At 64.9% G+C, this 21,784-nt stretch carries 19 protein-coding genes; 6 read left to right on the forward strand and 13 right to left on the reverse strand.

The genetic code is table 11. From position 1 onward, the window contains the following. The first annotated feature begins 219 nt into the window (after nucleotides 1-219). The 3 genes from ACTJK6_RS19035 (at nucleotide 220) to ACTJK6_RS19045 (ending at nucleotide 4,538) form a co-directional block, all read left to right on the forward strand. Nucleotides 220-1,638, forward strand: coding sequence for a discoidin domain-containing protein (locus ACTJK6_RS19035; RefSeq protein WP_440839838.1), 1,419 nt, complete (start codon nucleotides 220-222; stop codon nucleotides 1,636-1,638). Between the two features lie 194 nt (nucleotides 1,639-1,832). Continuing rightward, nucleotides 1,833-3,497, forward strand: coding sequence for an alkaline phosphatase D family protein (locus ACTJK6_RS19040; protein WP_440839839.1), 1,665 nt, complete (start codon nucleotides 1,833-1,835; stop codon nucleotides 3,495-3,497). A gap of 27 nt (nucleotides 3,498-3,524) precedes the next feature. Next, nucleotides 3,525-4,538: a 2-dehydropantoate 2-reductase gene (locus ACTJK6_RS19045; RefSeq protein ID WP_440839841.1), complete on the forward strand. Its 1,014-nt coding sequence runs from the start codon at nucleotides 3,525-3,527 to the stop codon at nucleotides 4,536-4,538. A gap of 10 nt (nucleotides 4,539-4,548) precedes the next feature. Here ACTJK6_RS19045 and ACTJK6_RS19050 read toward each other — a convergent pair whose 3' ends face one another. The 7 genes from ACTJK6_RS19050 to ACTJK6_RS19080 form a co-directional block, all read right to left on the reverse strand. Further along, complete coding sequence (locus ACTJK6_RS19050; RefSeq protein ID WP_316869123.1) at nucleotides 4,549-5,238, reverse strand: Crp/Fnr family transcriptional regulator; 690 nt, start codon at nucleotides 5,236-5,238, stop codon at nucleotides 4,549-4,551. Between the two features lie 20 nt (nucleotides 5,239-5,258). Next, entirely contained in the window at nucleotides 5,259-5,630 is a 372-nt protein-coding gene (locus ACTJK6_RS19055) for a 2OG-Fe(II) oxygenase (RefSeq protein WP_440839842.1), read from the reverse strand. A gap of 44 nt (nucleotides 5,631-5,674) precedes the next feature. Next, nucleotides 5,675-5,938 carry a DUF2164 domain-containing protein gene (locus ACTJK6_RS19060; RefSeq protein ID WP_316869125.1) on the reverse strand — a complete coding sequence of 88 codons (264 nt, stop codon included), beginning with the start codon at nucleotides 5,936-5,938 and terminating at the stop codon, nucleotides 5,675-5,677. Between the two features lie 35 nt (nucleotides 5,939-5,973). Then, nucleotides 5,974-7,587, reverse strand: a complete 1,614-nt coding sequence (gene treA, locus ACTJK6_RS19065; RefSeq protein WP_440839843.1) for an alpha,alpha-trehalase TreA — start codon at nucleotides 7,585-7,587, stop codon at nucleotides 5,974-5,976. A gap of 206 nt (nucleotides 7,588-7,793) precedes the next feature. After that, complete coding sequence (locus tag ACTJK6_RS19070; protein WP_440839844.1) at nucleotides 7,794-8,354, reverse strand: dihydrofolate reductase family protein; 561 nt, start codon at nucleotides 8,352-8,354, stop codon at nucleotides 7,794-7,796. 118 nt (nucleotides 8,355-8,472) lie between these two features. Then, nucleotides 8,473-8,799 carry a hypothetical protein gene (locus ACTJK6_RS19075; protein WP_440839845.1) on the reverse strand — a complete coding sequence of 109 codons (327 nt, stop codon included), beginning with the start codon at nucleotides 8,797-8,799 and terminating at the stop codon, nucleotides 8,473-8,475. Between the two features lie 74 nt (nucleotides 8,800-8,873). Further along, nucleotides 8,874-9,224, reverse strand: a complete 351-nt coding sequence (locus ACTJK6_RS19080; RefSeq protein WP_232038942.1) for a hypothetical protein — start codon at nucleotides 9,222-9,224, stop codon at nucleotides 8,874-8,876. A 208-nt stretch (nucleotides 9,225-9,432) separates the two neighbouring features. On the opposite strand from ACTJK6_RS19080, the gene ACTJK6_RS19085 reads away from it, so the two are divergent. Next, nucleotides 9,433-10,011, forward strand: a complete 579-nt coding sequence (locus ACTJK6_RS19085) for a chorismate mutase (RefSeq protein WP_440839846.1) — start codon at nucleotides 9,433-9,435, stop codon at nucleotides 10,009-10,011. Nucleotides 10,012-10,080: 69 nt separating this feature from the next. On the opposite strand, the gene ACTJK6_RS19090 is transcribed toward ACTJK6_RS19085, so the two are convergent. The 5 genes from ACTJK6_RS19090 to ACTJK6_RS19110 form a co-directional block, all read right to left on the reverse strand. Next, entirely contained in the window at nucleotides 10,081-12,309 is a 2,229-nt protein-coding gene (locus tag ACTJK6_RS19090; protein WP_440839847.1) for a pectate lyase, read from the reverse strand. Beyond that, nucleotides 12,287-14,065, reverse strand: a complete 1,779-nt coding sequence (locus tag ACTJK6_RS19095; protein ID WP_440839848.1) for a glycoside hydrolase family 28 protein — start codon at nucleotides 14,063-14,065, stop codon at nucleotides 12,287-12,289. The genes ACTJK6_RS19090 and ACTJK6_RS19095 overlap by 23 nt, the downstream gene beginning before the upstream one ends. Before the next feature lie 446 nt (nucleotides 14,066-14,511). Then, complete coding sequence (locus ACTJK6_RS19100) at nucleotides 14,512-15,993, reverse strand: DegQ family serine endoprotease (protein ID WP_440839849.1); 1,482 nt, start codon at nucleotides 15,991-15,993, stop codon at nucleotides 14,512-14,514. A 147-nt stretch (nucleotides 15,994-16,140) separates the two neighbouring features. Continuing rightward, nucleotides 16,141-17,457 carry an ATP-binding protein gene (locus tag ACTJK6_RS19105; RefSeq protein WP_322018005.1) on the reverse strand — a complete coding sequence of 439 codons (1,317 nt, stop codon included), beginning with the start codon at nucleotides 17,455-17,457 and terminating at the stop codon, nucleotides 16,141-16,143. A gap of 3 nt (nucleotides 17,458-17,460) precedes the next feature. Next, nucleotides 17,461-18,195: a response regulator transcription factor gene (locus ACTJK6_RS19110; RefSeq protein ID WP_260803458.1), complete on the reverse strand. Its 735-nt coding sequence runs from the start codon at nucleotides 18,193-18,195 to the stop codon at nucleotides 17,461-17,463. A 238-nt stretch (nucleotides 18,196-18,433) separates the two neighbouring features. Here ACTJK6_RS19110 and ACTJK6_RS19115 point away from each other — a divergent pair, with 238 nt between their 5' ends. Next, nucleotides 18,434-18,946: a hypothetical protein gene (locus tag ACTJK6_RS19115; RefSeq protein ID WP_440839850.1), complete on the forward strand. Its 513-nt coding sequence runs from the start codon at nucleotides 18,434-18,436 to the stop codon at nucleotides 18,944-18,946. A gap of 61 nt (nucleotides 18,947-19,007) precedes the next feature. On the opposite strand, the gene ACTJK6_RS19120 is transcribed toward ACTJK6_RS19115, so the two are convergent. Next, nucleotides 19,008-20,732 (reverse strand): S53 family peptidase, encoded by a 1,725-nt coding sequence (locus tag ACTJK6_RS19120; protein WP_440839851.1) that lies wholly within the window; start codon nucleotides 20,730-20,732, stop codon nucleotides 19,008-19,010. A gap of 216 nt (nucleotides 20,733-20,948) precedes the next feature. On the opposite strand from ACTJK6_RS19120, the gene ACTJK6_RS19125 reads away from it, so the two are divergent. Next, nucleotides 20,949-21,782, forward strand: a complete 834-nt coding sequence (locus ACTJK6_RS19125) for a MurR/RpiR family transcriptional regulator (RefSeq protein ID WP_440839852.1) — start codon at nucleotides 20,949-20,951, stop codon at nucleotides 21,780-21,782. The last annotated feature ends 2 nt before the right edge of the window (nucleotides 21,783-21,784 follow it).

Here is a 21,784-nt window from a genome sequence, read left to right on the forward strand (position 1 = left end):
CTCGATGTAGTCGAGGCCCCGACAAGAAACACGACGGTACGAAGCAACAGGGTTTTCTGGCGCGTCTTTATCTTCGTCACTCCCCCGGTTTGTGGCGCTTTTTCAAATCCGGACTTCCCGGAATTGGCGGAGCTTTGCCCAAATTCAGAAAAGTGACGCGGACTTAATGCGGCGGTTATCCCCGCCCCACTGACCCATTTGCATAGGAAGTCCCGTTTCATGCGCTCCACTCTGATTTCTCTTGGCCTTGTAGCCACCGCAGCCCTCGGTCTGTTCTCTGCTGGCGCCCAGGCCAACTGCGTTGCCAATCCGCCCACGCAATCCAACACGAGCTTCCCCGCCAGCTTGACCGGCAAGCTCGCGTATCACAGCTACGTCAGCTACGGCGACGGCACCAGCCAGATCTTCATCTACGATTTTTCGGCACGCACGCTGCAGCAGGTATCGAAGGCGGCCTGGGGCATCCAGGACCCGATGAATGCGGTGTTCAGCCCCGACGGCAAGTGGATCGCCTTCATGGGCATCACCAACAACGCGTGGAACGTGTTCTTCTGGCAAGTCGGTTCGACCAACATGCCGATCAACCTGACCAACAGCACCGGCCAGACGCGCAATGAAGATCCGAAGTTCAGCACCGACGGAAAATCGCTGTTCTTCAAACAGAACGGCGATGTCATGCAGGCTGCGCTGTCGTACACCAGCTCGGGCCCCGTCTTCACCTCGACGGTGAATTTGACGCGCACGGCACCGACGCTGGAAAACTCGATGCCGTTTGCGACGCCGGACGGCACGGCCGTCTACTACACCACGGGCACGGGCTCGGGCATGGGCCTTTACAAGCAGACCGTGGGCAGCACCACCAAGGTGGCGTTCGACACGCCCGCCGGCCTGGCGACGTACTACCCGATCGTGCGCGCCGACGGCACCGTCTTCTATGCCCGCTGGCATGACGCCACGAGCCAGGCCGACCAGATCTACACCAAGGTCAACCCGAGCGACACACCCAACCAGCTCACGCTCAACGACTGCAACAGCAACAACTCTGATCCGTCGCCCGTGAACGGCACGAACTACGTGTTCTTCTCGTCGACGAGTGCGGGCGGCTACCAGCTCTACCTGGGCGACGCGAGCAACGGCCAGCGCTGGAGCCTGTCGCAGTTCGGGGTGAACTCGGACACGACCAAAGCCAAGCTCGGTTCGAACTACTACCCGGGCACGCCGACGGCCGCTGCACAGGCTGTCACCCTGCTCTCGCAGGGCAAGCCGGCCAGCGCGTCCACCAGCTACAGCGCCAGCCTCGGCCCGGCCTACGCGTTCGACGGCAACACCACCAACACACGTTGGGATTCGGTGGAAGGCGTGGCCGGCGCGCAATGGCTGATGGTCGATCTGGGCTCGACCCGCACCATCACCGGCGTCGACCTCTACTGGGACGCTGGCGCCAAGGTGTACTACATCCAGACCTCGAACGACGGCGTGACTTGGACGAACATCTACTCGACTTCGAGCGGTGCCTCGTGGGGCCACACATCGCTGGCCAACCTCAAGGGCAGCGGCCGCTATGTGCGCATGTACGGCACGCAGCGCGCCACGCAGTGGGGTTACTCGCTGGATGAGATGCAGGTGTGGGGCTACTAAGCCGCAGCCCCCGCATCAGCATCGTCTGGCATGACAAACGCCCCGCTGGCTTCGGCCATCGGGGCGTTTGTCATTGGTCATGGAGTCGACGAGCGGCCCGCATTGGGACCTACCCCTAGATTGTCAAAAGCTGAACATTCAGCAGGGGTACGACTCGGCACGATGGCGTCTCCGCCCCACGCCAGAGGATCACGATGCCCTCCCGCACACCCCCGAAGACGCCTGCGCACGGTATGAGCCGGCGCGATTTCCTGACGCTAGGCACCGCCGCCGCGGGCCTCGGCGCGCTGGGCCTGAGCCTGCCGGAAGGCGCACAAGCCGCCGCACGTGCCGCCGACGCCAACTGGCATGCCGGCCAGCTCGCGCATCTGATTCCCGCGGCCAGCCACGACCGCTTTCTCATCAAGGCTTCGTTCCAGGCGCCACTTGCACGTGCGCCGTGGCTAATGGTCAACGGCAAGCGCGTCGCCGGCGAGCAAACCGATGCCGCCGGCCGCTTCTGGCGCTTCGATGCGCGTGGCCTGCAGCCCGCCACGCAATACACGCTGCGCATTGTCGATGCGGCCGGCAAGCCGCTGGCCGATGCGTGGCCGCTGCGCACCTTTCCCGCACCCGATGCCACACCCGCGCGCCTGCGCATCCTGGCCTACACCTGCGCAGGCGGCTACGATGGCCCGCCGGTGGCCGGCAAGACCGCATGGCTGGACATGACAGCGCGCCGCCGCCTGCTCGCGCGCGGCATGTCGTTCGCGCCCGACACCGTCATCGCCAACGGCGACCATATCTACTGGGATCTGCAGACCTCGCAGAACAAGCCGTTCGCCCGCCAGGTGCGCGAACTGATGTGGGCGAAGTTTGGCGGCGCGCTCGACACATCGGTGCCGATGTCGCACCCAAAGAACGAAGCCATCTTCACGCGCGTGTGCGACTACCAGATCAGCGGGCTGTACGGCACCACGCTGCGCTCCACGCCCGCGTACTTCCTGACCGACGACCACGATACCTTCGAGAACGACGAGTTTGACGACAAGGTGGCCACCCTGCCGCCGGAGCCGTACGGCCTAGTCGGCGCAGAGCTGACACAGCGCCGCTACTACCCCGAATTTCTGCCCGACGCGAACCGCCCCGTGTGGCTGCCTGGCGGTGACAAGGCCGGCATGCCCGCCGACACCAACAGCGCCTTCGGCACGCTGCGCTACGGTGCGCTGCTCGAAGCCGTGCTGTACGACTGCCGGCGCTTTCTCGACAACAAGGGCATCCACGCACGCGTGGTACCGCAGTGGGTGGAAGACTGGCTCGTGGCACGTACGCGCGCCGAAGACACCGCGCATTTTTTCCACGTGCCTTCGCTGCCGTTTGCGTATTCCTCGGGCAAGCTGGGGGACTGGTACCCGGACCTGCTCGACAGGAAGACCGGCCGCCTCGTGGCCAACCAGCCCAAGCCCGGTTGGCAGGCCGGCTGGCACGCGCAGCACCAGCGCCTGGTAGCGGCGTTGGCCGAGCAGAAACAGCGCGCGGCCGTGATCGTGCAGGGCGACTTCCATGCATCGGCGGCCGGCTCAATGTCGCGCTCGGGCGATCTGGCGTTCGCGCATCCGGTGCATACGGTCATGACCGGCACGCTTGGCACTGGCGACCTCGCCTTCCCGTCGGCATTCCGCAGCATCGAGACCACGCCTGCCCTGTCCGTCGCCATGCAGGAGGCGCTGCGCCCGACCGAGAAGAACGGCTTTACCATCATCGACGTGACGCCCGAGAAGATGACCTTCTCGCTGTTCATGTGGCGCCCGCCCGAGCCGGTGGAAGCCATCGATACACTGCAGCCGGCGCTGGTGTACGAGGTGCCGCGCCTGGCGTGAGGTGCCAGCGCAACAACAAGGAGACACATGGCGAAGATCTGCATCGTGGGGGCCGGCTCGATCGGCTGCTATCTGGGTGGCCGTCTGCTGGCGGCCGGCGCCGATGTTTCGCTGGTCGGCCGCGCGCGCATCGGCAACGAGCTGCGCGCGCACGGTCTCACCTTGACGGACTATCGCAACGGCCGCTGGCAAGTACCGCCGGCTGACGTGCGCTACGTGACGGATCCCGGCGCTCCCGCCGATGCCGATCTCGTGCTCGTCACGGTCAAATCTGCCGCCACGCAATCCGTCGCCGATGAACTGAAGCCCGTGCTACGCGCGGGCGCCATCATCGTCAGCTTCCAAAACGGGCTTGGCAATGCCGACGTGCTGCGAGCCACCCTGCCGCAGCACACTGTGCTGGCCGGCATGGTGCCCTTCAATGTGATGCAGCCTGGCCCGGGCGCTTTCCATCAAGGGACGGGCGGCGAGCTGGAAGTGGCAGCGTCGCCCTTGCTGCAGCCGTTTCTCGGCGACTTCCTCCGCGCGGGTCTGCCGCTCACGGAACGCACCGACATGACGGCTGTGCAGTGGGCCAAGCTGCTGCTCAACCTGAACAACGCCATCAACGCACTGGCCAACCGGCCGCTGAAGGGAGAGCTGTCGCAGCGTGCGTACCGGCGCTGCCTCGCGCTGGCGCAGATGGAAGCGCTCCGGCTGCTGTCCCGCGCGGGCATCCAGCCCGCCAAACTCACGCCGATACCGCCGACGTGGATTCCACGCCTGCTCGCCACACCTGACGCGGTGTTTGCGCGGCTGGCCGGCAAGATGCTCGCCATCGATCCGCTCGCGCGTTCGTCCATGTCCGACGATCTGGCCGCCGGGCGCAAGACCGAAGTCGACTGGATCAACGGCGAAGTCGTGCGCTTGGCGGAGCGCCTCGGGCAACGCGCGCCGGTGAATGCGCAACTGTGTGCGATGGTGCATGCTGCCGAATCGGCCGCCACGCGCCCGAGCTGGTCGGGCAACGATCTGCTGGCGGCCTTGGGGGCGTCGAGCTAGGGGCGGCGGGTTAGTCGGCGCCGGCTTCGCTGGCGCCAAGCAACAGCGCCATGTCCTGAATCTCGATGTGCCCATAGCGCAGGCGGATCGCACCGAGCTTGACCAGCGCCTGCAGCTCCTTGCTGAGCGTTTGCCGGCTGATGCCCAACATCATCGCCAGCGCGTCTTGCGAGGTGGAGATGCTCGCGCGGCCTTCTGCCGATTGCGACACGTCGCCGTGCGCGAGCGAAGCAATACGCCGCGCCACGCGCGCCCGCGTGCCGTGCAGCGCCGCACTCGCCAGCGAGCCATACGCCAGGCGCAAGCGCGTCGCCACCAGCCGCGCAATCGCTCCGGCAAATGCGGCATCGCGCATCAATGCTTCAAAGCGCGCCACGCTCACACCCAGCACGTCCGAATCTTCCAGCGCGATTGCGCAATGGCCGCGCGGTTGTTGATCAAGCGTTGACACCCCACCAAACCAGTTGCCTGGCTCCACCAACGTGAGGATGGCCTCGTCTCCGTCGGCATTGAAGATGGAGAGCTTGAGCGCGCCACTGGCCACGCCAAAGAATGCGTGCGAACTGGCGTCCATCGGATCGCCCTGGCGAAAGAGAAATGCACCGGCGGCGATGTGCAGGGGCACCGTGGCTTCGAGTAGCGCGTCGGCAACGTGCGGAGGGAGGCTCCGGAACCAGGGGTTGGCGGCAAATGCGTTCATCACGATTCAGTTTCCGCCGCTCAGCGCCGGCGCCCTAACACCCACCCAACCGACAGCACATAGCGGCTGCCCCCCACCACGCGCGTCACGCTGTGCTCGCACGCGTCGGGGCGGAACAGCTTGATACGCCGCGTCTGGAAGATCGGGCTGGCGCAAACGAACTCGCCGCCGGCCCGCGGCGACTTCAGCACGATGTTCAGCCGATAGTGCCGGCCGTTGGTGACGGGGTCGGTATGCGGCGGAATTTCCGAACCGTCCGGATAGCGGATCAGGTAGCCGTCAATCGGGATGGGCCACGGCGCGGTGGCCAGCAGCATCTTGTCGTAGCCGGTGCCCTGGCGGCCGCGCTGCCAGCGGAAGGCCGTGCTGAAGAATGCGCGCAAGGAAGACATGGAAACGAAGCAGCCCGATGGAATCCGGGCATGGTAGCCGGGAACTATCGGCGCTTGTCGAATTTCTGCCAGTACCCGAACGGCTCCTGGTGGCACTCGTAATCCAGCTCGGCCACACGCGTGTGCAGGCGTTCTTGCGCTTCCTGCACGGCAAGGTTGTAGACCACCGGGCCGATCTCTTCCAGAAAGAAACTCAGCAGCGCACCGGCCTGGATGTTGCCGATGCGCTCTTCCATGTGCTCGTTGAAGTAGCGCTGGATGGATCGAACGGCCTCTGCGCGGACGTCGCGGTCAAGTTCGATGGGCATGCGAGGGGCCGGTGGTGGCGGATGAAACCGCCAGCTTACTGCCCGCGGCCATACGCATCCAGCAGCTTGAGCGTGACACCGTTGGTCCAGCCGAAGCCGTCCTGCAACGGATACTCACCCCCGCCGCCGCCCGTGCCCGTTCCATCGACGATGTATTTCTCGACGAGCTTCTGCTGGCTGGCGTAGAGCTGCTCCACGCTGCCGAGAAAGCGCTCACCGATCGCCTGCGCAAGCGGCTGCCAACCGTACCGCTGCGCCCCGCGCAGTGCGATCCATTGCAGCGGCGCCCAGCCGTTGGGCGCATCCCACTGCTGGCCGGTCTTGAAGGTCGTGGTCGACAACCCGCCCACCTGCAGCAGCGCCTGCTGCGTCCATTGCAATGTCTTCCACGCGCGGTCTGGGCGAGCAGCGCCCACAAACAGCGGATACATCATCGCGGCTGACTTGTTGTCGCGAATGCGGCCGAGCTGCCAGTCGTAGTCTGCGTAGTAGCCGGCCGGGTGCCACAGGTAGCGCTCGATGGCGACGGCACGTTTTCCGGCGCGCACGGAGTATTCCACCGTGCACGCAAAATCGCGCGCCGCTGTACAGCCGCGCGCAATGGTCTTCTCCAGCTGGAACATCAGGCTATTCAGATCCACCGGCACGATCGACGTCGTACGGATGGTGCCCAGCGTAGCGTTGTCGCCAAACCAGCGCGAACTGAAATCCCAGCCGCTTTCAGCCGCTGCGCGCAGGTCGCGCCAGACTTCGTTGGCAGGGCGTGCGGGTGTTTGCTGCGCGGTGGTCACGTCTTGCAGATAGGACTCGGGGCGCGGGGTGTCCTGGTCGTCCCAGTAGCGATTGAGCACAGTGCCGTCGCGCATGACGACGACGTTGCTGCTCGCCTGCCCGGCGGGCGTAGTGGCGGCGCCGCGCATCCAGTACGCATACTCCTTGCGCAGTTGCGGCAGGTAGCGCTTGAGCGCCGCGTCGCCCTCCTGCTGCGCGGCCAGCTCCACCATCAACGCAAAGAACGGCGGCTGGGACCGGCTCAGGTAGTACGTGCGATTACCGTTCGGGATGTGGCCGAACTGGTCGATGGCATAGGCGAAGTTGTCGAGCATGTTGTCGACCAGGTCTTCGCGGCCGGCCTCCTGCAGGCCAAGCATGGTGAAGTAGGTATCCCAGTAATAGCCCTCGCGAAAGCGGCCGCCCGGCACCACGTAAGGCTTGGGCAGGGGAATGAGCGAGCTGTTGTCAGGCGCGCTGGTCGTTGTGCGTGTGAGCGCCGGCCACAGCCAGTCGATATGCGCGCGCAAGGATTGCCCCGCTGGCGGCGTCACCGGCGTATCCACCGGCGGCGTGAAGTACTCATCGACGAACGCCTTGAGCGAGAAGCCCGGCACGCCCTTCTGTGCCTGATACGCCTGGAGGATGACGGCCGGCGCGGCCTTGGGCACCGCATCGACGAACGTCTTCTGATCCGGATACACCTGCGCCGTCTGTACCGCCACGAACAAGTCGCCGTAGAGCTTGTCGGGCGACGGCGGCAGCGCGGCACCCACGCCCACATCGGCCAACGCGGACGAGGCCGCCAAACCAAACGCCAGCCATGCGGCAACGTTCGCCACACGGCGCCGGATCAAAAAGTGAGCCTGTCGATGCATCGTCATCTCCTGCCTGGTGGACGGAAAGCCAGTCCAGAAAAGGAGACACCGACAGCGTTGTCAAATCGACAGGTTTTGCGCAAAACGGCGGCGTGCCCAAGCGGCAGGAATGGCGCCGTATCAGGCTCTGCGGGCAAGCAACTTGCTGATGGGCGGCGATGCGTGGCGCGATCATCCGGCCCGGCGATCCTGCGCTGAAAGGTGCGCTACCCGCGCACGACCTCGTAGCGCAACTCGACGAAGGTGTTCTTGTAGGGCACGGCGGAAGTGAGCTTGAGCGCGGGCTGTACGATGCGGCGTGGCAACAGCGGCAGCCCGGTGCCCAGCGTGACAGGCATCACCTGCACGATCAGTTCGTCCAGCAGCCCCGCATCGAGAAATTTGCCGGCGAGTTCACCGCCGCCGACGATCCACAGATTGCGCCCGCCGGCTGCGGCGAGCATGTCGCGGTGCACGGGCGCCACTTCACCACGCACGAAGCGGACGTCTGCGCCTTGCACCGCCGGCAGCGTGCGCGATGTGAAGACCCACGCAGGCTGCACGTAAGGCCATGGCTGGGCTTGCCCCTCGGGGCCGGGCTTGGCCAGTTCGCGCAGCAGCCATTCGTACGTGGACGCACCCATCGCCAGCGCGCCCACGTCGCGAATAAAGCTGTCGTAGCTGGTGCCTTCCAGTGAGCCGAACTGCATCAGCCAATCGAGCGAGTGATCCGTCGTGGCGATGAAGCCGTCCAGGGTGGTAGCGGCGTAATACTGCGTCTTCGACATGGCGGGCTCCCGTTGAAATTCAGGAGCGAAATGCTACGTCGTACGGATTGCCGTTGCCTTGCGCGCCCGACGGGTCAGGGCTGCAACACGTGCTTTCCGGAACCACCGCACAGGACGATCAACGCTTCGGCCCGAGATCGTCCACGGCATGTCCACCTGCGGGCCGCAGCGCGGCTTCGGCGGCGTCCACCTGGGTGGGCTCGGCATCGATGGTCAGCAGAAAGCGCCCGCCGATCACGACGTTCCGGAATTTGCGCTCGTAGGTCTCGGCGTTCTCGCCGCCGGGCTCGTAGTCGCCGCAAAGGAAGTTGCCGCACAAGGCACCGGCCTCGTCACCCTGATGCGACAGCGAGACGCGCTCCAGGGTGAGGCCGGTATTCAATACGGCTTCGCGGGCCGCCTCAGCAGCGGCATGGTCTGTGAAGATGCGGACGATGGTTGGCATGGGGGTTCTCCTCGTCGTGGTGAACCCAAAGTTGACGCATCGGCCGTGCCCATCGACACGCCGGACGAGGGCGTTCAGAACAACGCCATCTGCCGCATCCCAAACCCGATCGCCTCTTCGACCCGCATGCGTGCGTGCGTGAGCGACCCCTCGATGCCCGAGAGCGTACCGGCGAGCCAGCGGTAGAGCAGCGGTGCCTGACCGCGCGGGCTCAGGTGGATTTCACCGAGCTTCTTGCCGCGCTTGTCGCGGTAGTAGTGGGAGCGGTAGCCGCGTTCCCAATGGGTGATTGGGCCGCGCCATCGGCGCAAGCGGCGGGGTTTGGTGGGGGAAGTGTCGGCTGGCGATGCCGACGCCGGTTCCTCCCAGCCGAAAGCGGGTTTGGCGAACAGCGGCAAACCTTCCAGATCGGGGTAGAAATCCATCGTCGTATGCTCAGCTAGCCGCGCCGCCGCAGGCTTTGCGGACAAACACGGCGCGTAGCCCGCATGATACCTGGGTTTGTGGCAGACAGCACGTGCAAACGGCCTAACGGCGGGCATCGGAACAACGTTGCGCACGCCGGCCGGTCAGCGCTTCGGTATGATTGCCGCTCCCAGTCTCATGACACGCAGCTATCGACCGGTACTTAGCATGAAGAACGCCTTTAACACGTTGATGACACCCCGAATTGCCTGCACCCTGCTGTTGGCGGCGAGCTTCGCCACCCAGGCTCACGCCCAGGAAGGCGCCTTCGCACCGCTGCTCCGCCATCTGGCGGATCGCCTGGTCACCGCCGATCAGGTTGCGCTGAGCAAATGGGACAGTGGCCAGTCGGTCTACGACCCGGCGCGCGAAGCCAAGGTCATCGCCAATGCCTCGGCGCAGGCGCCCGCCTACGGCCTGGCGGCCGCGGACGTGAGCGATGTCTTCACAGACCAGATCGAGGCGAACAAGGAAGTGCAGTACGCCCTGCTGAACGACTGGCGCCGGGCCGGTGCCGCGCCCACCGCGCAGCGGCAGAGCCTGCCGGATGTGATTCGCCCCAAGCTCGATGGGCTGCAGAAATCCATTCTGCAAACGTTGCACGATGCTGCGCCGGCACGCCGGCAGGCGGATTGCCCCGTACAGGTAGCGAAGGAGATCAGCAGAGTGTCGCAGGAGAAATCACTCGACACCCTGCATAGGATCGCTCTAGACCGTGCAACGGCAAGGCTCTGTACCACCCGCTGAGCCCCTGAAAAAAACGGCGCGGTCCTGAAAGGGCACGCGCCGCAGCATCCGTCACGCTTATCTGAGAAATCAGGGCGTGGGCGTCCAGCTCGCGCCGTTGCCATCCTTGAAGCTGGCGAACACCTTGGCGGTGGTGTTGAGCCCACTCAAATCAATGGCGCTGGTGGCGTATTGGGTATCCCGACCCGACATGCTCAACGCATTGCCGGCCGCGTCCATGCTCAGCCATTCACGCCATCCCGCGGTGGCGGTTGGTGTTCCGGGGTAGGGTGCCATGGCGCCGTTGGTGTTCGGATCTTGCCAGCCGCCGCCTGCAATGTGTGTGCCCATCTTCGTGCTGATGTACGCAGCTGTGTCGCAATACAGTTGAGCATTGCCCAAACTGCCGGTGCCGGTGTACTGCTGGGTGCAGTAGCTGTTCGTGGCCTGGGTGGCACCGGTCAGGGATCGGGCGAGATAGGTGGTCGCGGCAGGCACCGTAGCATCCGCGGTCAAGGCGCTGTTGAGCACCACGAATCCCGGGTAACCCGTGGCCGCACGTGCCTGAATGATGGCGTTGGCGCTGTAGCTGCCGCCCGACCCGGCGATCGGGTCAAACGTCGTATGCAGCTCGCTCTGCTCGAACAGTGCTGCATAGGGCGAGCCCCAGATGAAATCAACGTTTCCGGCAATGTAGGACTTGTAGTACCAGACCCAGCCCTTGGTCTGGATCGTATCCTGCGCGCTGAGGAAGTTCATGAAACTTGCCACCATGCGGCTGGCGGTCAGGGTCGAGGTGTTGTAGTAAAGCGCTTCGGCCTGGTTGTTGAAGTTCGACTGTCTGACGTGCGAGTTCTGCAACGTGAAGTTGGTGAGCTTGAGCAGGTCGGAACCTTCCACCAGAAGGACGGATCTTCCGCCTCCCAGGGCGCGCCGGGTGCCGCTGCCTTCCGTCGTCAGCGTTGTGGCCGGTGCCGCCTTGCTGCCGCCGGTGCCTGGGTTGTAAGACTCCGAATTGTCCTGATAGACGATGGTGCCCGCCTGGCTCTGGCCCGAGATCGTCAGGTTATTCACGTTGCGCAGGAACAGCTGCTCGTTGTAGCTGCCATCCTGGATCGTGATCGTCTTGTTGGCCGACGCGTTCGCGCTGCTATTGCGCATGATCCAGTCGAGCGCACCCTGTACGGTGCGGAAGTCCGCCGTGCCGGTGCTGGCGACGGTCACGGCCGTCTGGGATGCCGGGGCCGCCTTGGTCGTGAAGGTCCACGCGGTAGGCGAGGTGATGCCCGCAAAGGGGATACCGTTCATCTTGCCGGCCAGTACACCGTTGTCGATGGTGACGTAGTACTTGGTGCCGTTGCTGAGCATGTTGTCGTGCAGGCGGATGGTGGCCGTGTTACCGGAAATCGTGACCGGCGTGTAGTACACATACCGCCACTGGGTCAGCCCGGTGTTGTTGCCCAGCGTGTCGATCTCGGTGTTGGCGGCCGGCATATAGGTCTGCGTTTCGCCGCCGGCGGTGACCGGTGCACCGCTGATATCGATCTGGTCGACCTGCGCACCCGTCGTGGCGTTAAAAACCTTGATCAAGCCGGTCGCACCCAAGATGGGGGTGCCATCAAAGCTGAGTTGCAGCCGCGTGTCGACATAGGCGGCGGTTTCTCCGTTGGCGGGAACCAACCCGACCGCGTTCGTCGAGCCTGACGACGAACCACCAGAAGACCCCGCTCCGCCGGCAGCCGGCGCAACCGTCACTGACGTACTGCAACTGCCCTGGGCCGCACAGCCCGACACCCCTTCGCCGGATGTCGAGACAGAACTGGTGAGGCTACCGGCGGTTGTGGCCGTGGCCGTCAGGGTGACGGTCGCGGCGGCTCCGGCTGCGAGCCCGGGCGGGATCGTGCACGTGAGCGTGCTGACTGCCGGCCCGCATGTTGCACCCTGCGCGTTCACCGCGATACCACCGACGTTGCCTGGCACGCTGACCACCAGCGAAACGGTATCCCCGGTGGCGCCGCTTCCGTTGTTCACGGCGGTGATCGTCCAGATCACCCTGTCCCCAACGGCGGCGCTCGTCTGGCTGGAGGTCTCGGACACATTCACAGAAGCGAGGCTGGCCGTTGTCGCCGAGCCACCGCTTCCTCCGGTGGTGGCGCTGGCAGTGTCGGCGCCACCATCTCCGCCGCAGCCCGCCAACAGCAGTGCCGGCAGGGCTGCAACCACAATTGCGCGCTGGAACGTTCTTGTCATTGTTGTCTCCTCTTCTTCTTTTTGGATGAGCGGAACCCAGTTGCGCTCAATGAATCGACATCGGCGCATTCACTGCGGGGAAGTCCACAAACGCGGCCGAGCAGTCATAGGGCGCCGGGGTTGCCGCCCGGTTGTCGAAGATGTGGACGTGGTTGATGTCCTGCCCCGCGAGCAGCAGGCTGGCAAACGACACCGGCCCCGAACCCATCGTCAACTCCGCATAGGACGGCACGGGATTCGTCAGCTTGGTCGTTGCCCAACCCGGCAGAGAATCAAAGACCACGTTGTCGAAGACGACGTTGTAGAGATAGTTGAACTGGCCCTGCGACTGGTAGCCGCGCAGCAGTAAGGCTGCGTTGGCGCCGTCATAGACGGAGCCGGCCACATCCAGGTAGCGGAAATTGCGCACCGTGATGTCATGAAGGTTCGGGTAGAGCGCCTTGGCCGAGCCGGAAGCGTCGCCGTAGTACGGGTCCATCACGATCGGCTGTTGCAGACGCCGTGCGCACACACCGTCAACCGTCACATTCTTGACTTCACCGCCACGGCTATCGTCGGTCTTGATGCGAAAGCCGCTGGTGGCGCCCATGTCGAAACCGTCGATAGTCAGGTCGCGGATCGTGATGCCATTCATGCCGCTGTCGGTTTCGCTGCCGAGCGACATGCCATGCGTGAAATAGAAGCGGTTGTGCAGGATCTGCACGTTGGAAACGGGGCCCGTGGTACTGGCGTGCGACTTGATGGCGATACCGTCGTCGCCATTGCTGATGTGGTTGAACGCGATGAGCACGTTCTGCGATTGGCCCGGGTCGATGCCGTCTGTGTTCTTGACGGTGGCAGGCGTAAAGCAGGTGCTGGGCGTGGTGGTATTGGGCGAACCTGAGACGACCGGCATCGTGTTGGCTGCGCATTGGTAGCCTGCCACGGAATATTCGAGCGAGGGCGTCAGGATCTTGGTGCCCCAGGCGGTCACGCCACTGACGCCGCTCGTGACAACGTGGAACTTCGGCGCGTTCTGCAACGTAATCCGATAGAGGCTGAAGTTGCTCCCGCCATTCACCTGGATCAGGCGCGGGTTGTTCTGGCTGGCGTTGCTCATGGTTTTGGTCAGCGCGCCGACATCCCACCACGTGAGCTTGTTGGCATACAGGCCGGAGGTGAGCACCTCGCCGCCGCGGCCGTCGATCACGCCGTCGCCGACCACACCGTTGCCATTGGGCGTCGTGGTGATGAGCGCGTTGCAGCCGTTATCGCTGCTGGCGGTTTCGCCGCAATTGTTCTTACCGCTGATCTGGTAGTCAGACGGCTTACGTGAGGCGAACAGTGTCACCCCCGCATCGACCCAAAGCGTGACTGACCCCGGCAAGACGATCGGGCCACTGAGGAAAGCATTTTGGCCTTGGCTTCCCTTGACCAGCTTCACCGCTTGTCCGGCAGGACAACCGTTGATGGCCGCCTGAATGTTGGCGGTGTCGGGCTCAGAGTTGGCCGGCGGCGCATCCACCGACGCGTCGAGCAGCCCCTTGCTGTTCTTGGTCAAGGTGGCGCTCAAGGTCGCGCACACCGTAGTCGGTAGCGACGGCTCCTTGCCCTGCACGGCCGGATCCGAAAGCGCCGTGGCCGGCCAGAGCGCAGGGGAAGTTGTCGTAGATGTACCGGTGCCGACTCCAGGGCCGGTTCCAGGGCTGGTGGCGACACCACCGCCGCTGCTGGCGATGTTGCTGCTGCCATCACCACCCCCGCAGCCGGCCAAAGCAAGGCTGACAGATAGGCAGATCAGGCCGATGCAGGCACGCGCTGGCCGCACCGCTATTGAATGGGTCATCGTGTTGTTCTCCTCGTTTGCTTCGTATGGGTGTGAATTCAGCGCGCGTGCAAGCCGCTCGCAGACGGAACCGCACGCGTTTGGCGGAGGTAGGCGCGCGTGGGAATACGAACGCCGAATGGGCGGATCAGCACGCGCCGGTGTTGCGCTGCAATGTGCGTCGTGAAGACGCGAAAAGCGTATGGGCGCGTGTTGGCGCCCACCGCCGGTGGCGGGGGTATTGCATGCGTCTCCTCTCTGCTTTTTGTATTGGCATCTACCGGAGGACTGCATCGTTGCGAGCAGGCATGTCCGCAGGGAGCCAATTTCTGATATATCAAAATCTATTAATTGATATATTAGAAGTCAAGGCAGGGTTTTCCCGGCAAAGGCGTAGGGCCGGCAAGACAAAAAAAGCCGGCCCCTTGGGACCGGCTATTCGAGGAGATGCAGCGCCGAGGTCTACGTCAACCGAGATCCACGGGCACGAAGATCTTCGTATCGTCACGCTGCACCAACAGCGCGACATGCTTGCCGGCGCGATCCACCAGCGTGCGCAGCTCCTGCACCGATGACACCGGCGTGCCGTTGAGCGACAGGATCACGTCGCCGGGCTGGATGCCGACCTTGGCCGCCGGGCCGGTTACGTCCATCACCACGAGCCCGCCAGGCAGGCCGTTCTGGCGCTTCTCTTCCGGTTGCAGCGGACGCACCGCCAAGCCCAGACGGCCTTGGTCGGGCGCAGCCTTTTCACTGGACGCCACCTTGGCGTCCTTGGCGGCACCGACGGTCACAGTCAGCGTGGTCTGCTTGCCCTGGCGGATGATCTGCAGCGGGACGGTGGTCCCAGGCTTGATGTCGGCCACCTGTTCGGGCAGATCACCCGACCGGTCGATACGTGCATCGCCAATCTGCAGGATCACGTCGCCTGGTTGCAGGCCTGCCTTGGCTGCGGGGCCGCCGTCTTCGACCGAGTTGACCAATGCGCCTTCGGGCTTGGGCAGCTTGAAGGAGTCGGCAAGCGACTGGTCAACCTCCTGCACCGCAACGCCCAGGCGGCCACGCGTGACCTTGCCGGTCGACACGAGCTGCTGCTCCACCTTCATCGCCACATCGATCGGCACGGCAAACGACAGGCCCTGGTAGCCGCCGGTCTGGCTGTAGATCTGCGAGTTGATGCCGATCACCTCGCCGCGCTGGTTGAACAGCGGGCCACCCGAGTTGCCGGGGTTCACGGCCACATCGGTCTGGATGAACGGCACATAGGTATCGTCCGGCAGCGAGCGCGACTTGGCGCTCACGATGCCCGCCGTGACGGTGTTCTCGAAACCGTACGGCGAACCGATGGCCAGCACGGGCTCACCCACCTTGGTATTGGCTGGGCTCCCAATTTGCACCACCGGCAGGTTCTTGGCCGAGATGCGCAGCACTGCCACGTCGGATTGCTTGTCGACGCCCAGCACCTTGGCCTTGAACTCGCGGCGGTCGGTCAGCTTGACGTTGACCTCTTGCGCGCCATCCACCACGTGGGCGTTGGTCAGGATCAGCCCATCGGCCGAGACGATGAAGCCTGAGCCCAGACCGCGCACGATCTGGTCGCCGCGCTGCTGCGGCATCTGCGGCATGAAGTGCTTGAAGAATTCGGAGAACGGATCATCCGGGCTCATGCCAGGCGGCAGACCCTGCATGCTGGTGCGCTGCGCATGCGCGGTGGTGCTGATGTTGACCACCGCCGGGCCGTAGCGATCGACGATGCCGGAGAAATCCATGGGCGCCGCAACAGCCACCGCAGCTGTGCCAGGAGCGGACGCGTTGGTTGCCGCTGCGGTGGCCACGGGTGCTGCCACCGCACGCGAAATCATGTCTTTTTGAAGATAGGCATAGCCGCCTGCAACGGCGACCACAGCGGCCAGGCCAGCCGCACTGCGTGCCAGGGTTTGACGCGTCATTGTCGTGTCCTCTCTTGCTGAGCACGAGGGTCACGGCCTGCGGAGTCGCCTGTCGTGCCCATCGGTTGAAGGCATCGTAGGCGGGCAGACTTAAACGAGACTTAAAGGTGCAAGGTGCACGCGCACATCACACGAAACAAAATGTTTCTACGCGCTGGCCTTGAATGGAAAGCGCAGCACCACGCGCAAGCCGCCACCCTCGCGCGCTTCCAGCGCAAGGGTGGCGTCGTGCGCCTGCGCAATTTCGCGGACGATGGCGAGCCCCAGGCCGCTGCCGCCCGTGGGCGCCTGCGCAGGCCGATAAAAGCGATCGAGCACGCGTTCGCGTTCTTCCGCAGGGATGCCGGGGCCGTTGTCCTCCACCACGAGCTGCGCGCCACCGTCTGGCGTATGTGCCGTCGACACATCGACGCGCGCCCCGGCCGGACAGTATTTCAACGCGTTGTCGACAAGGTTCACAAGCAGCACACGCAGCGCATCGGTATTGCCCATGACCGAAGCCGGCTGCGACTCCACCGCAATCCCCAAATCAATGCCCTTGTGCACTGCCGCCGGCGACAACTCGGCAACCACGTCGGCCGCCACGGCGTCTAGCGCAACGGATGCGCGTTGCGTATCGGCGGCGCCAGGCTCCTGCCGCGCGAGCGTGAGCAACTGGCCGACGAGACGGATCATGCGTTCCACACCCCGATGCAGATCAGCATGTGCGGCGCGGCGTTCGTCTTCGTTCTCGGCGCGGTCGGCCACCTGCAACTGCAGCTTGAGGGCGGCCAACGGTGTACGCAGCGCGTGGGCGGCGTCGGCAACGAACGCGCGCTGGTGCGCGAGCGCGGTGCCGAGTCGCGCAAGCAGATCGTTCAATGCGTTCGTCAGCGGGCGGATCTCGTCAGGCAGGCCCTGCGTGGGCAACGGCGACAGCGCGGCCGCATCACGCGCCTGCACCTGCTTGGCCACAGAGCCCAGCGGCGCCAGCCCACGCCCGACGGCAAGCCACACGATCCAGCCCAGCAGCGGCAACAGGATCAGCAGCGGCGCCACCGTGCGCAGCGCCATGCGCGCCGCCACCTCGTGCCGCGCGCTGTATGGCTGGGCGATCTGCACCACGGCGGGCCCGAACGCAACGCTGTAGATGCGCCATGGGCCTTCCGGCGTATTCGCGTCGGAAAAGCCCAGCTCCGCCTGGTCCGGCAGATCGGGCCGCGCGTGCGAGAGATACAGGCTGCGGCCGGTGCCGTCCCAGATGCGGATCACGACATCGTCGTCACGCGCAATGCCGGCGAGCGCCGGCGGCGGCGGGTCGATCCACTGGCTCGGCAAGGCGGCGGCCACCTGCTGCATCTGGTAGTCGAACAGCGCGTTGGCCTCCTGGCGCGCCTGCGCGTAGATCAGGCCGGTGGCGATGACAATGCCCGCCAGTAGGCCGCCGGCCAGCCACCACAGCAGGGTTTTACGGATCGATTGCATGGGTTATTGGTGCGCGTCGTCGCCGGCAGGTTCCGCAGGCGACGTTGCCGCCTCACGTGGAATCACATACCCCACGCCGCGGATGTTCTGGATGAAATGGCTGCCGAGCTTCTTGCGCAGCGCATGGATGTAGACCTCGACCGTGTTGCTGCCGACCTCTTCATCCCAGCCGTAGAGGTTGTCCTGCAGTTGTGCGATCGACCACACCTTGCCCGGCCGCGCCAGCAGCGCATGCAGCACCGCAAACTCGCGGCCCGACAGCTTGACCGGCACCCCCGCGCGCAGCACCTCGCGGGTGACGGGGTTGAGCAGCACCTCGCCGTGGCGCATGAGCGGATCGGCACGGCCGCCTTGTCTGCGCAACAGCGCATGCATGCGGGCAGCCAGTTCCTGCAGGTCGAAGGGCTTGACCAGGTAGTCGTCTGCGCCGGCATTGAGACCGGCCACGCGGTCGGCCACGGCGTCGCGCGCGGTGAGGATCAGGATGGGGATGGCGATACCGCGCTGGCGCACCTCGCGCACCACGTCGAGCCCGTCGCGCTTGGGCAGGCCGAGGTCGAGCAGCATGAGATCGAACATGGTGGTGCCGGATTCTGCACCGGCAGCGCCGGGGGCGGTCACGGCGTGCACGGCAGCCTCGCCGTCGCGCACCCAATCGATGGCGAAACCGTCGTGGCGCAAACCCTTGCGCACGCTGTCGCCGATCATGTCGTCGTCTTCTACGAGAAGCACACGCATCACTGTCTACCTGGGGTATTCGAGAAACCTACGCTGAAGCCTACGCTCTGGCATGCATCCATGCCACCCGCCCTCACCGCCGAACGCATCATAGCGCTGTCGGTGCACCCGCCCCATGGAAGCCGGCCCGTGCCAATGTCGTGACGCTTGGCACCTGTTTGCGTCCAGAGGCGAGTGCCACGATGACGTCGTAGGCGTACTGCAGCGTCATGCGCCTTAACGTCAATGGAGAACGAAGATGCCACGCAGACTCTCGGACCAAACTCTGAAGAAAGGCAATGGGGAAATCGCAATCACCTTCCTGCAAGAAGGCTTCGGCAACTTCCAGGCAGTCAAAACAAATAACCCGGGTGATGGCTCAGAAGAGTGCACAGTCACGTTGCATTACAGCGGCGGCTCTATCGAGGGCAAGACTGGCAACGGCCACGGGCACGCAGAAATGGACGCCCTGCACCAGTTGTGGGCCGACGTCTGCAACAAGGACCTGAATACCTTCCTGACCTATTCGCGCAACCTCACGCTCGACTGCACTGACAAGCCGTGTTGCGTCAAATGCTCCTCGGTGCTCGGGTGGATGGGGGTTTTGCCGCGCACCGCCGATACGAAGAAAACCCCGTACACAATGGGAAAAACGTCATGGAACGTCAGCACTGACGTACTGAACCTGATCCGCGAAGTCACGAAAGTGCCCACCGATGCCTTCCGGCAGTTCGCCAACATGAGCCAGTCCGATGTCCGCAAGCATCTATAGCAGTGCGGCTGGGCGGGCGGCTCGCGCTTTGTGCAAAACCGCCCGCAAACTCACTCCCGCGTCAGAATCCGCCCGATTTGATCAGTTGATTCAACGCGCCGATGTTCAGGCTGCCCCAACCCGTCGGGTAGTCCCAGCCTTGCGCGGCGTTGTAACCGTAGCCCTGGTAGCCGTTGTTGCCCGAGACCACGTCATAGCGCAGCAGCGACGCGTTGGCCGGAATGGCGCTGTACAGGCGCGCCGCCGGGAAGCCCAGGTTGCCGTTGGCCGCCAGCAGCCGTGCCCAGAAGCCGACGAAGATGGGCGATGCGAGACTCGTACCGCCAATCTGCTGCAGTCGCCCGTAGTTGTAGATGTAGGCGCCGGTGCTCTGCGCCGCATCGAACGACACGTCGGGCAACAGTCGCGCATTGCCGCCTTGCCAGCTCGGTGCCGGCAGGATCTGGCTGATGCCGCCGCCCGTGGCCCAGAGCTTGCCGTTGCCGTCGAGCCCCTCGTTCCACACGCTCTCGCTGGCGAAGCTCGATCCGCTCGTGTAGAGCGTGGTGCCGCCAATGGCGAGCACGTGCGGTGACGATGCCGGCCACGATACGCTGTAGTTGCCGCCATCCGGATAGCCGCGGTTGTTGCACTCATAGACGCCCTCGTCGCCCGAAGACACGGAGAACGTCTGCCCTTGCGCAGCGGCTGTGGTGAAGATGGCCTCTTCCGCATCGAGCGTGCCGTCGGCGCTGGCGTCGTTCTCGCACCAGCCGAGCGACACGTTGATGATCTTGGCGGTGTTGTCGGTCACCGCCTTGTTGAAAGCCTTGGTCAGGCCCGTGTTGCCCGGCGCATTCAGGTCGGCCATGTAGAAGGCGAGCTTGCCAACCGCGCCGCCGGCCGCACCCACGATGGACTGGCTGTCGAGGTTCCACTCACCCTGGCCTTCCTGGTCATCGGTGTAGTTGCCGCTGGTGCCGTTCGTCTTGATCGTGGTGGTGGACACCGTGGCGTAGCCGTTGTTGCTCGTAAACGTCCGCAAGTCACGCAGCGTTTGCGATACACCGCCGATGGTGATGACACCAACGGTGGTGCCCGCCGCCGTCGGCACGCCGGTCGCGCCATACAGCGCCGGGAATTCCTTCGGGTAGTGGCCCGTCGCCGTGCCCGCCGCCAGCGTGCGCGCTTCGGCCACATCGCCCACGCGCAGCAACGGACGCGCACGCGCGACGTTCTGCAGGCCCAGCACCGAGCCGACGATACCGCCCAGGGCGCGCGGCACCTGCGCCTTGCCGCTGTTCGCAAACCCGCTGCGGCCGGCCAGCTGGTAATGCACCAGCGGCGTGTTGAATGCCGCCTTGACCGTGCCGGCCGTACCGCGCGCCGACACCAGCAACCGGTTGGGCGCAACGTCAATATCGATAAAACCGTTCTGCCGCAGATAGCGCACCACGGCATCCACCTGCGCCTGCGTGGGCGCGTGGTCGGCCAGGAACTGCTCGCTCGTCAGGTACTTGCGGTAGCGCGGGCTGCGCGGGTCGTTGACGTCGTGGGCAAGCGTCTTCAGCGTGGCCTCGTTGCGCAGCTTGAGACTGATCAGCACGTCGGTCGCCTGGCCCGGTGCGACCTCGTTGGCGGCACCGCGCGCCATGAGCTGCGGGCCGGTCACGAATGCCTTGGTGTGGGTGTCGACCCAATCGGTGGCAGCATGCAGCGGCCCGGCCGCAAACACCAGCGGCCATGCATACGCCAGATGGCGGCACAGGTTGGAGAAACGCTGCATGGGGAGAGCAGTACGGAGCATCGGATGTCCTTTTGAGGAGTATGACGTTGCAGGACCACGCCGCTTGTGACGACGTGGGCGTCGTTCACCGTATCCAACCCGCTGCCCTCGCAACAGTGCAAAAACAGGCAGTTGCACTCGGAGCGCGCTGCATCTAGCAACCCCTCGCCGGGCGGTTGCGCACGGCTGCGCTTGCCTTTATCGTGATGCGATCCGCCATTCGAATCCCGCGCGCAGATGAGCGCTCAGCAAGCCACTTCCTCCGCCACCCCCGATGCCCCGACCGACCTGCGCGAGCGCATTCGCGCGGCGCGCCCGTCGCTCTCTCCGGCCGAACGCCAGGTGGCCGACTGGGTGCTGCGCCAGCCCGGGACGGTGCTGAGCCTGCCGGTGGCCGCCATCGCACGCGAGGCCGGTGTCAGTCAGCCCACGGTTATCCGCTTCTGCCGCTCGATGGGCTGCCATGGCCTGTCGGATTTCAAGCTGCGGCTCGCGCAAGGCAACGTCGCCCGCGATGCTGCACCGGCGCGCATCGCGTCCCCCTCCGGCACGCGCGTCCTGCAAAACGCCATCGATTCGCTCACCACGCTGCAAGACCGCTTCGACCCGCGCACGCTCGATGCGGCGGTTGCGCTGGTCGACAGCGCCCACCGCATCGACCTGTACGGCTTCGGCAGTTCAGGCGTCGTGGCGCTCGATGCGCAGACGAAGTTCTTCCGCTACGGCATTCCCGCGAATGCGTATAGCGATCCGTATCTCGTGTCGATGTCGTTGAACGTGCTGCAGGCGCGCGACGTGGTGATCGCCATTTCCAAATCGGGCGCGTTGCCCGAACTGCAGACGGCGGTGGAGCGCGTGCGTGAACTGGGCGTGCGCGTGATTGCCGTGACTGCGCCCGGCAGCCCGCTCGCGGCACTCGCCGATGTGGTGCTGCCCGCAGACGTGGACGATGCCGTGGCCGACCGCTCGATGGTCGCGCGCCTGTTGCACCTGGCGCTGCTCGATGCGCTGGTGCTGGAGGTGGCGCTGCGCAAGGGCAGCGCACTCCAGCACGCCGATCAACCCGAGTAACA

Source organism: Ralstonia sp. 22086, assembly GCF_052045975.1.
Taxonomy (GTDB): Bacteria; Pseudomonadota; Gammaproteobacteria; order Burkholderiales; family Burkholderiaceae; genus Ralstonia; species Ralstonia wenshanensis.

Bases quoted from the DNA above. Each gene is read 5' to 3' on its own strand.
- ACTJK6_RS19090 (WP_440839847.1), bottom strand. From the start codon at position 12,309: ATGCGCCGATGTCGATTCATTGAGCGCAACTGGGTTCCGCTCATCCAA.
- ACTJK6_RS19085 (WP_440839846.1), top strand. From the start codon at position 9,433: ATGAAGAACGCCTTTAACACGTTGATGACACCCCGAATTGCCTGCACC.
- ACTJK6_RS19125 (WP_440839852.1), top strand. From the start codon at position 20,949: ATGAGCGCTCAGCAAGCCACTTCCTCCGCCACCCCCGATGCCCCGACC.
- ACTJK6_RS19080 (WP_232038942.1), bottom strand. From the start codon at position 9,224: ATGGATTTCTACCCCGATCTGGAAGGTTTGCCGCTGTTCGCCAAACCC.
- ACTJK6_RS19095 (WP_440839848.1), bottom strand. From the start codon at position 14,065: ATGACCCATTCAATAGCGGTGCGGCCAGCGCGTGCCTGCATCGGCCTG.
- ACTJK6_RS19050 (WP_316869123.1), bottom strand. From the start codon at position 5,238: ATGAACGCATTTGCCGCCAACCCCTGGTTCCGGAGCCTCCCTCCGCAC.
- ACTJK6_RS19075 (WP_440839845.1), bottom strand. From the start codon at position 8,799: ATGCCAACCATCGTCCGCATCTTCACAGACCATGCCGCTGCTGAGGCG.
- ACTJK6_RS19045 (WP_440839841.1), top strand. From the start codon at position 3,525: ATGGCGAAGATCTGCATCGTGGGGGCCGGCTCGATCGGCTGCTATCTG.
- ACTJK6_RS19070 (WP_440839844.1), bottom strand. From the start codon at position 8,354: ATGTCGAAGACGCAGTATTACGCCGCTACCACCCTGGACGGCTTCATC.
- ACTJK6_RS19120 (WP_440839851.1), bottom strand. From the start codon at position 20,732: ATGCTCCGTACTGCTCTCCCCATGCAGCGTTTCTCCAACCTGTGCCGC.
- ACTJK6_RS19060 (WP_316869125.1), bottom strand. From the start codon at position 5,938: ATGCCCATCGAACTTGACCGCGACGTCCGCGCAGAGGCCGTTCGATCC.
- ACTJK6_RS19105 (WP_322018005.1), bottom strand. From the start codon at position 17,457: ATGCAATCGATCCGTAAAACCCTGCTGTGGTGGCTGGCCGGCGGCCTA.
- ACTJK6_RS19110 (WP_260803458.1), bottom strand. From the start codon at position 18,195: ATGCGTGTGCTTCTCGTAGAAGACGACGACATGATCGGCGACAGCGTG.
- ACTJK6_RS19055 (WP_440839842.1), bottom strand. From the start codon at position 5,630: ATGTCTTCCTTGCGCGCATTCTTCAGCACGGCCTTCCGCTGGCAGCGC.
- ACTJK6_RS19040 (WP_440839839.1), top strand. From the start codon at position 1,833: ATGCCCTCCCGCACACCCCCGAAGACGCCTGCGCACGGTATGAGCCGG.
- ACTJK6_RS19035 (WP_440839838.1), top strand. From the start codon at position 220: ATGCGCTCCACTCTGATTTCTCTTGGCCTTGTAGCCACCGCAGCCCTC.
- treA (WP_440839843.1), bottom strand. From the start codon at position 7,587: ATGCATCGACAGGCTCACTTTTTGATCCGGCGCCGTGTGGCGAACGTT.
- ACTJK6_RS19115 (WP_440839850.1), top strand. From the start codon at position 18,434: ATGCCACGCAGACTCTCGGACCAAACTCTGAAGAAAGGCAATGGGGAA.
- ACTJK6_RS19100 (WP_440839849.1), bottom strand. From the start codon at position 15,993: ATGACGCGTCAAACCCTGGCACGCAGTGCGGCTGGCCTGGCCGCTGTG.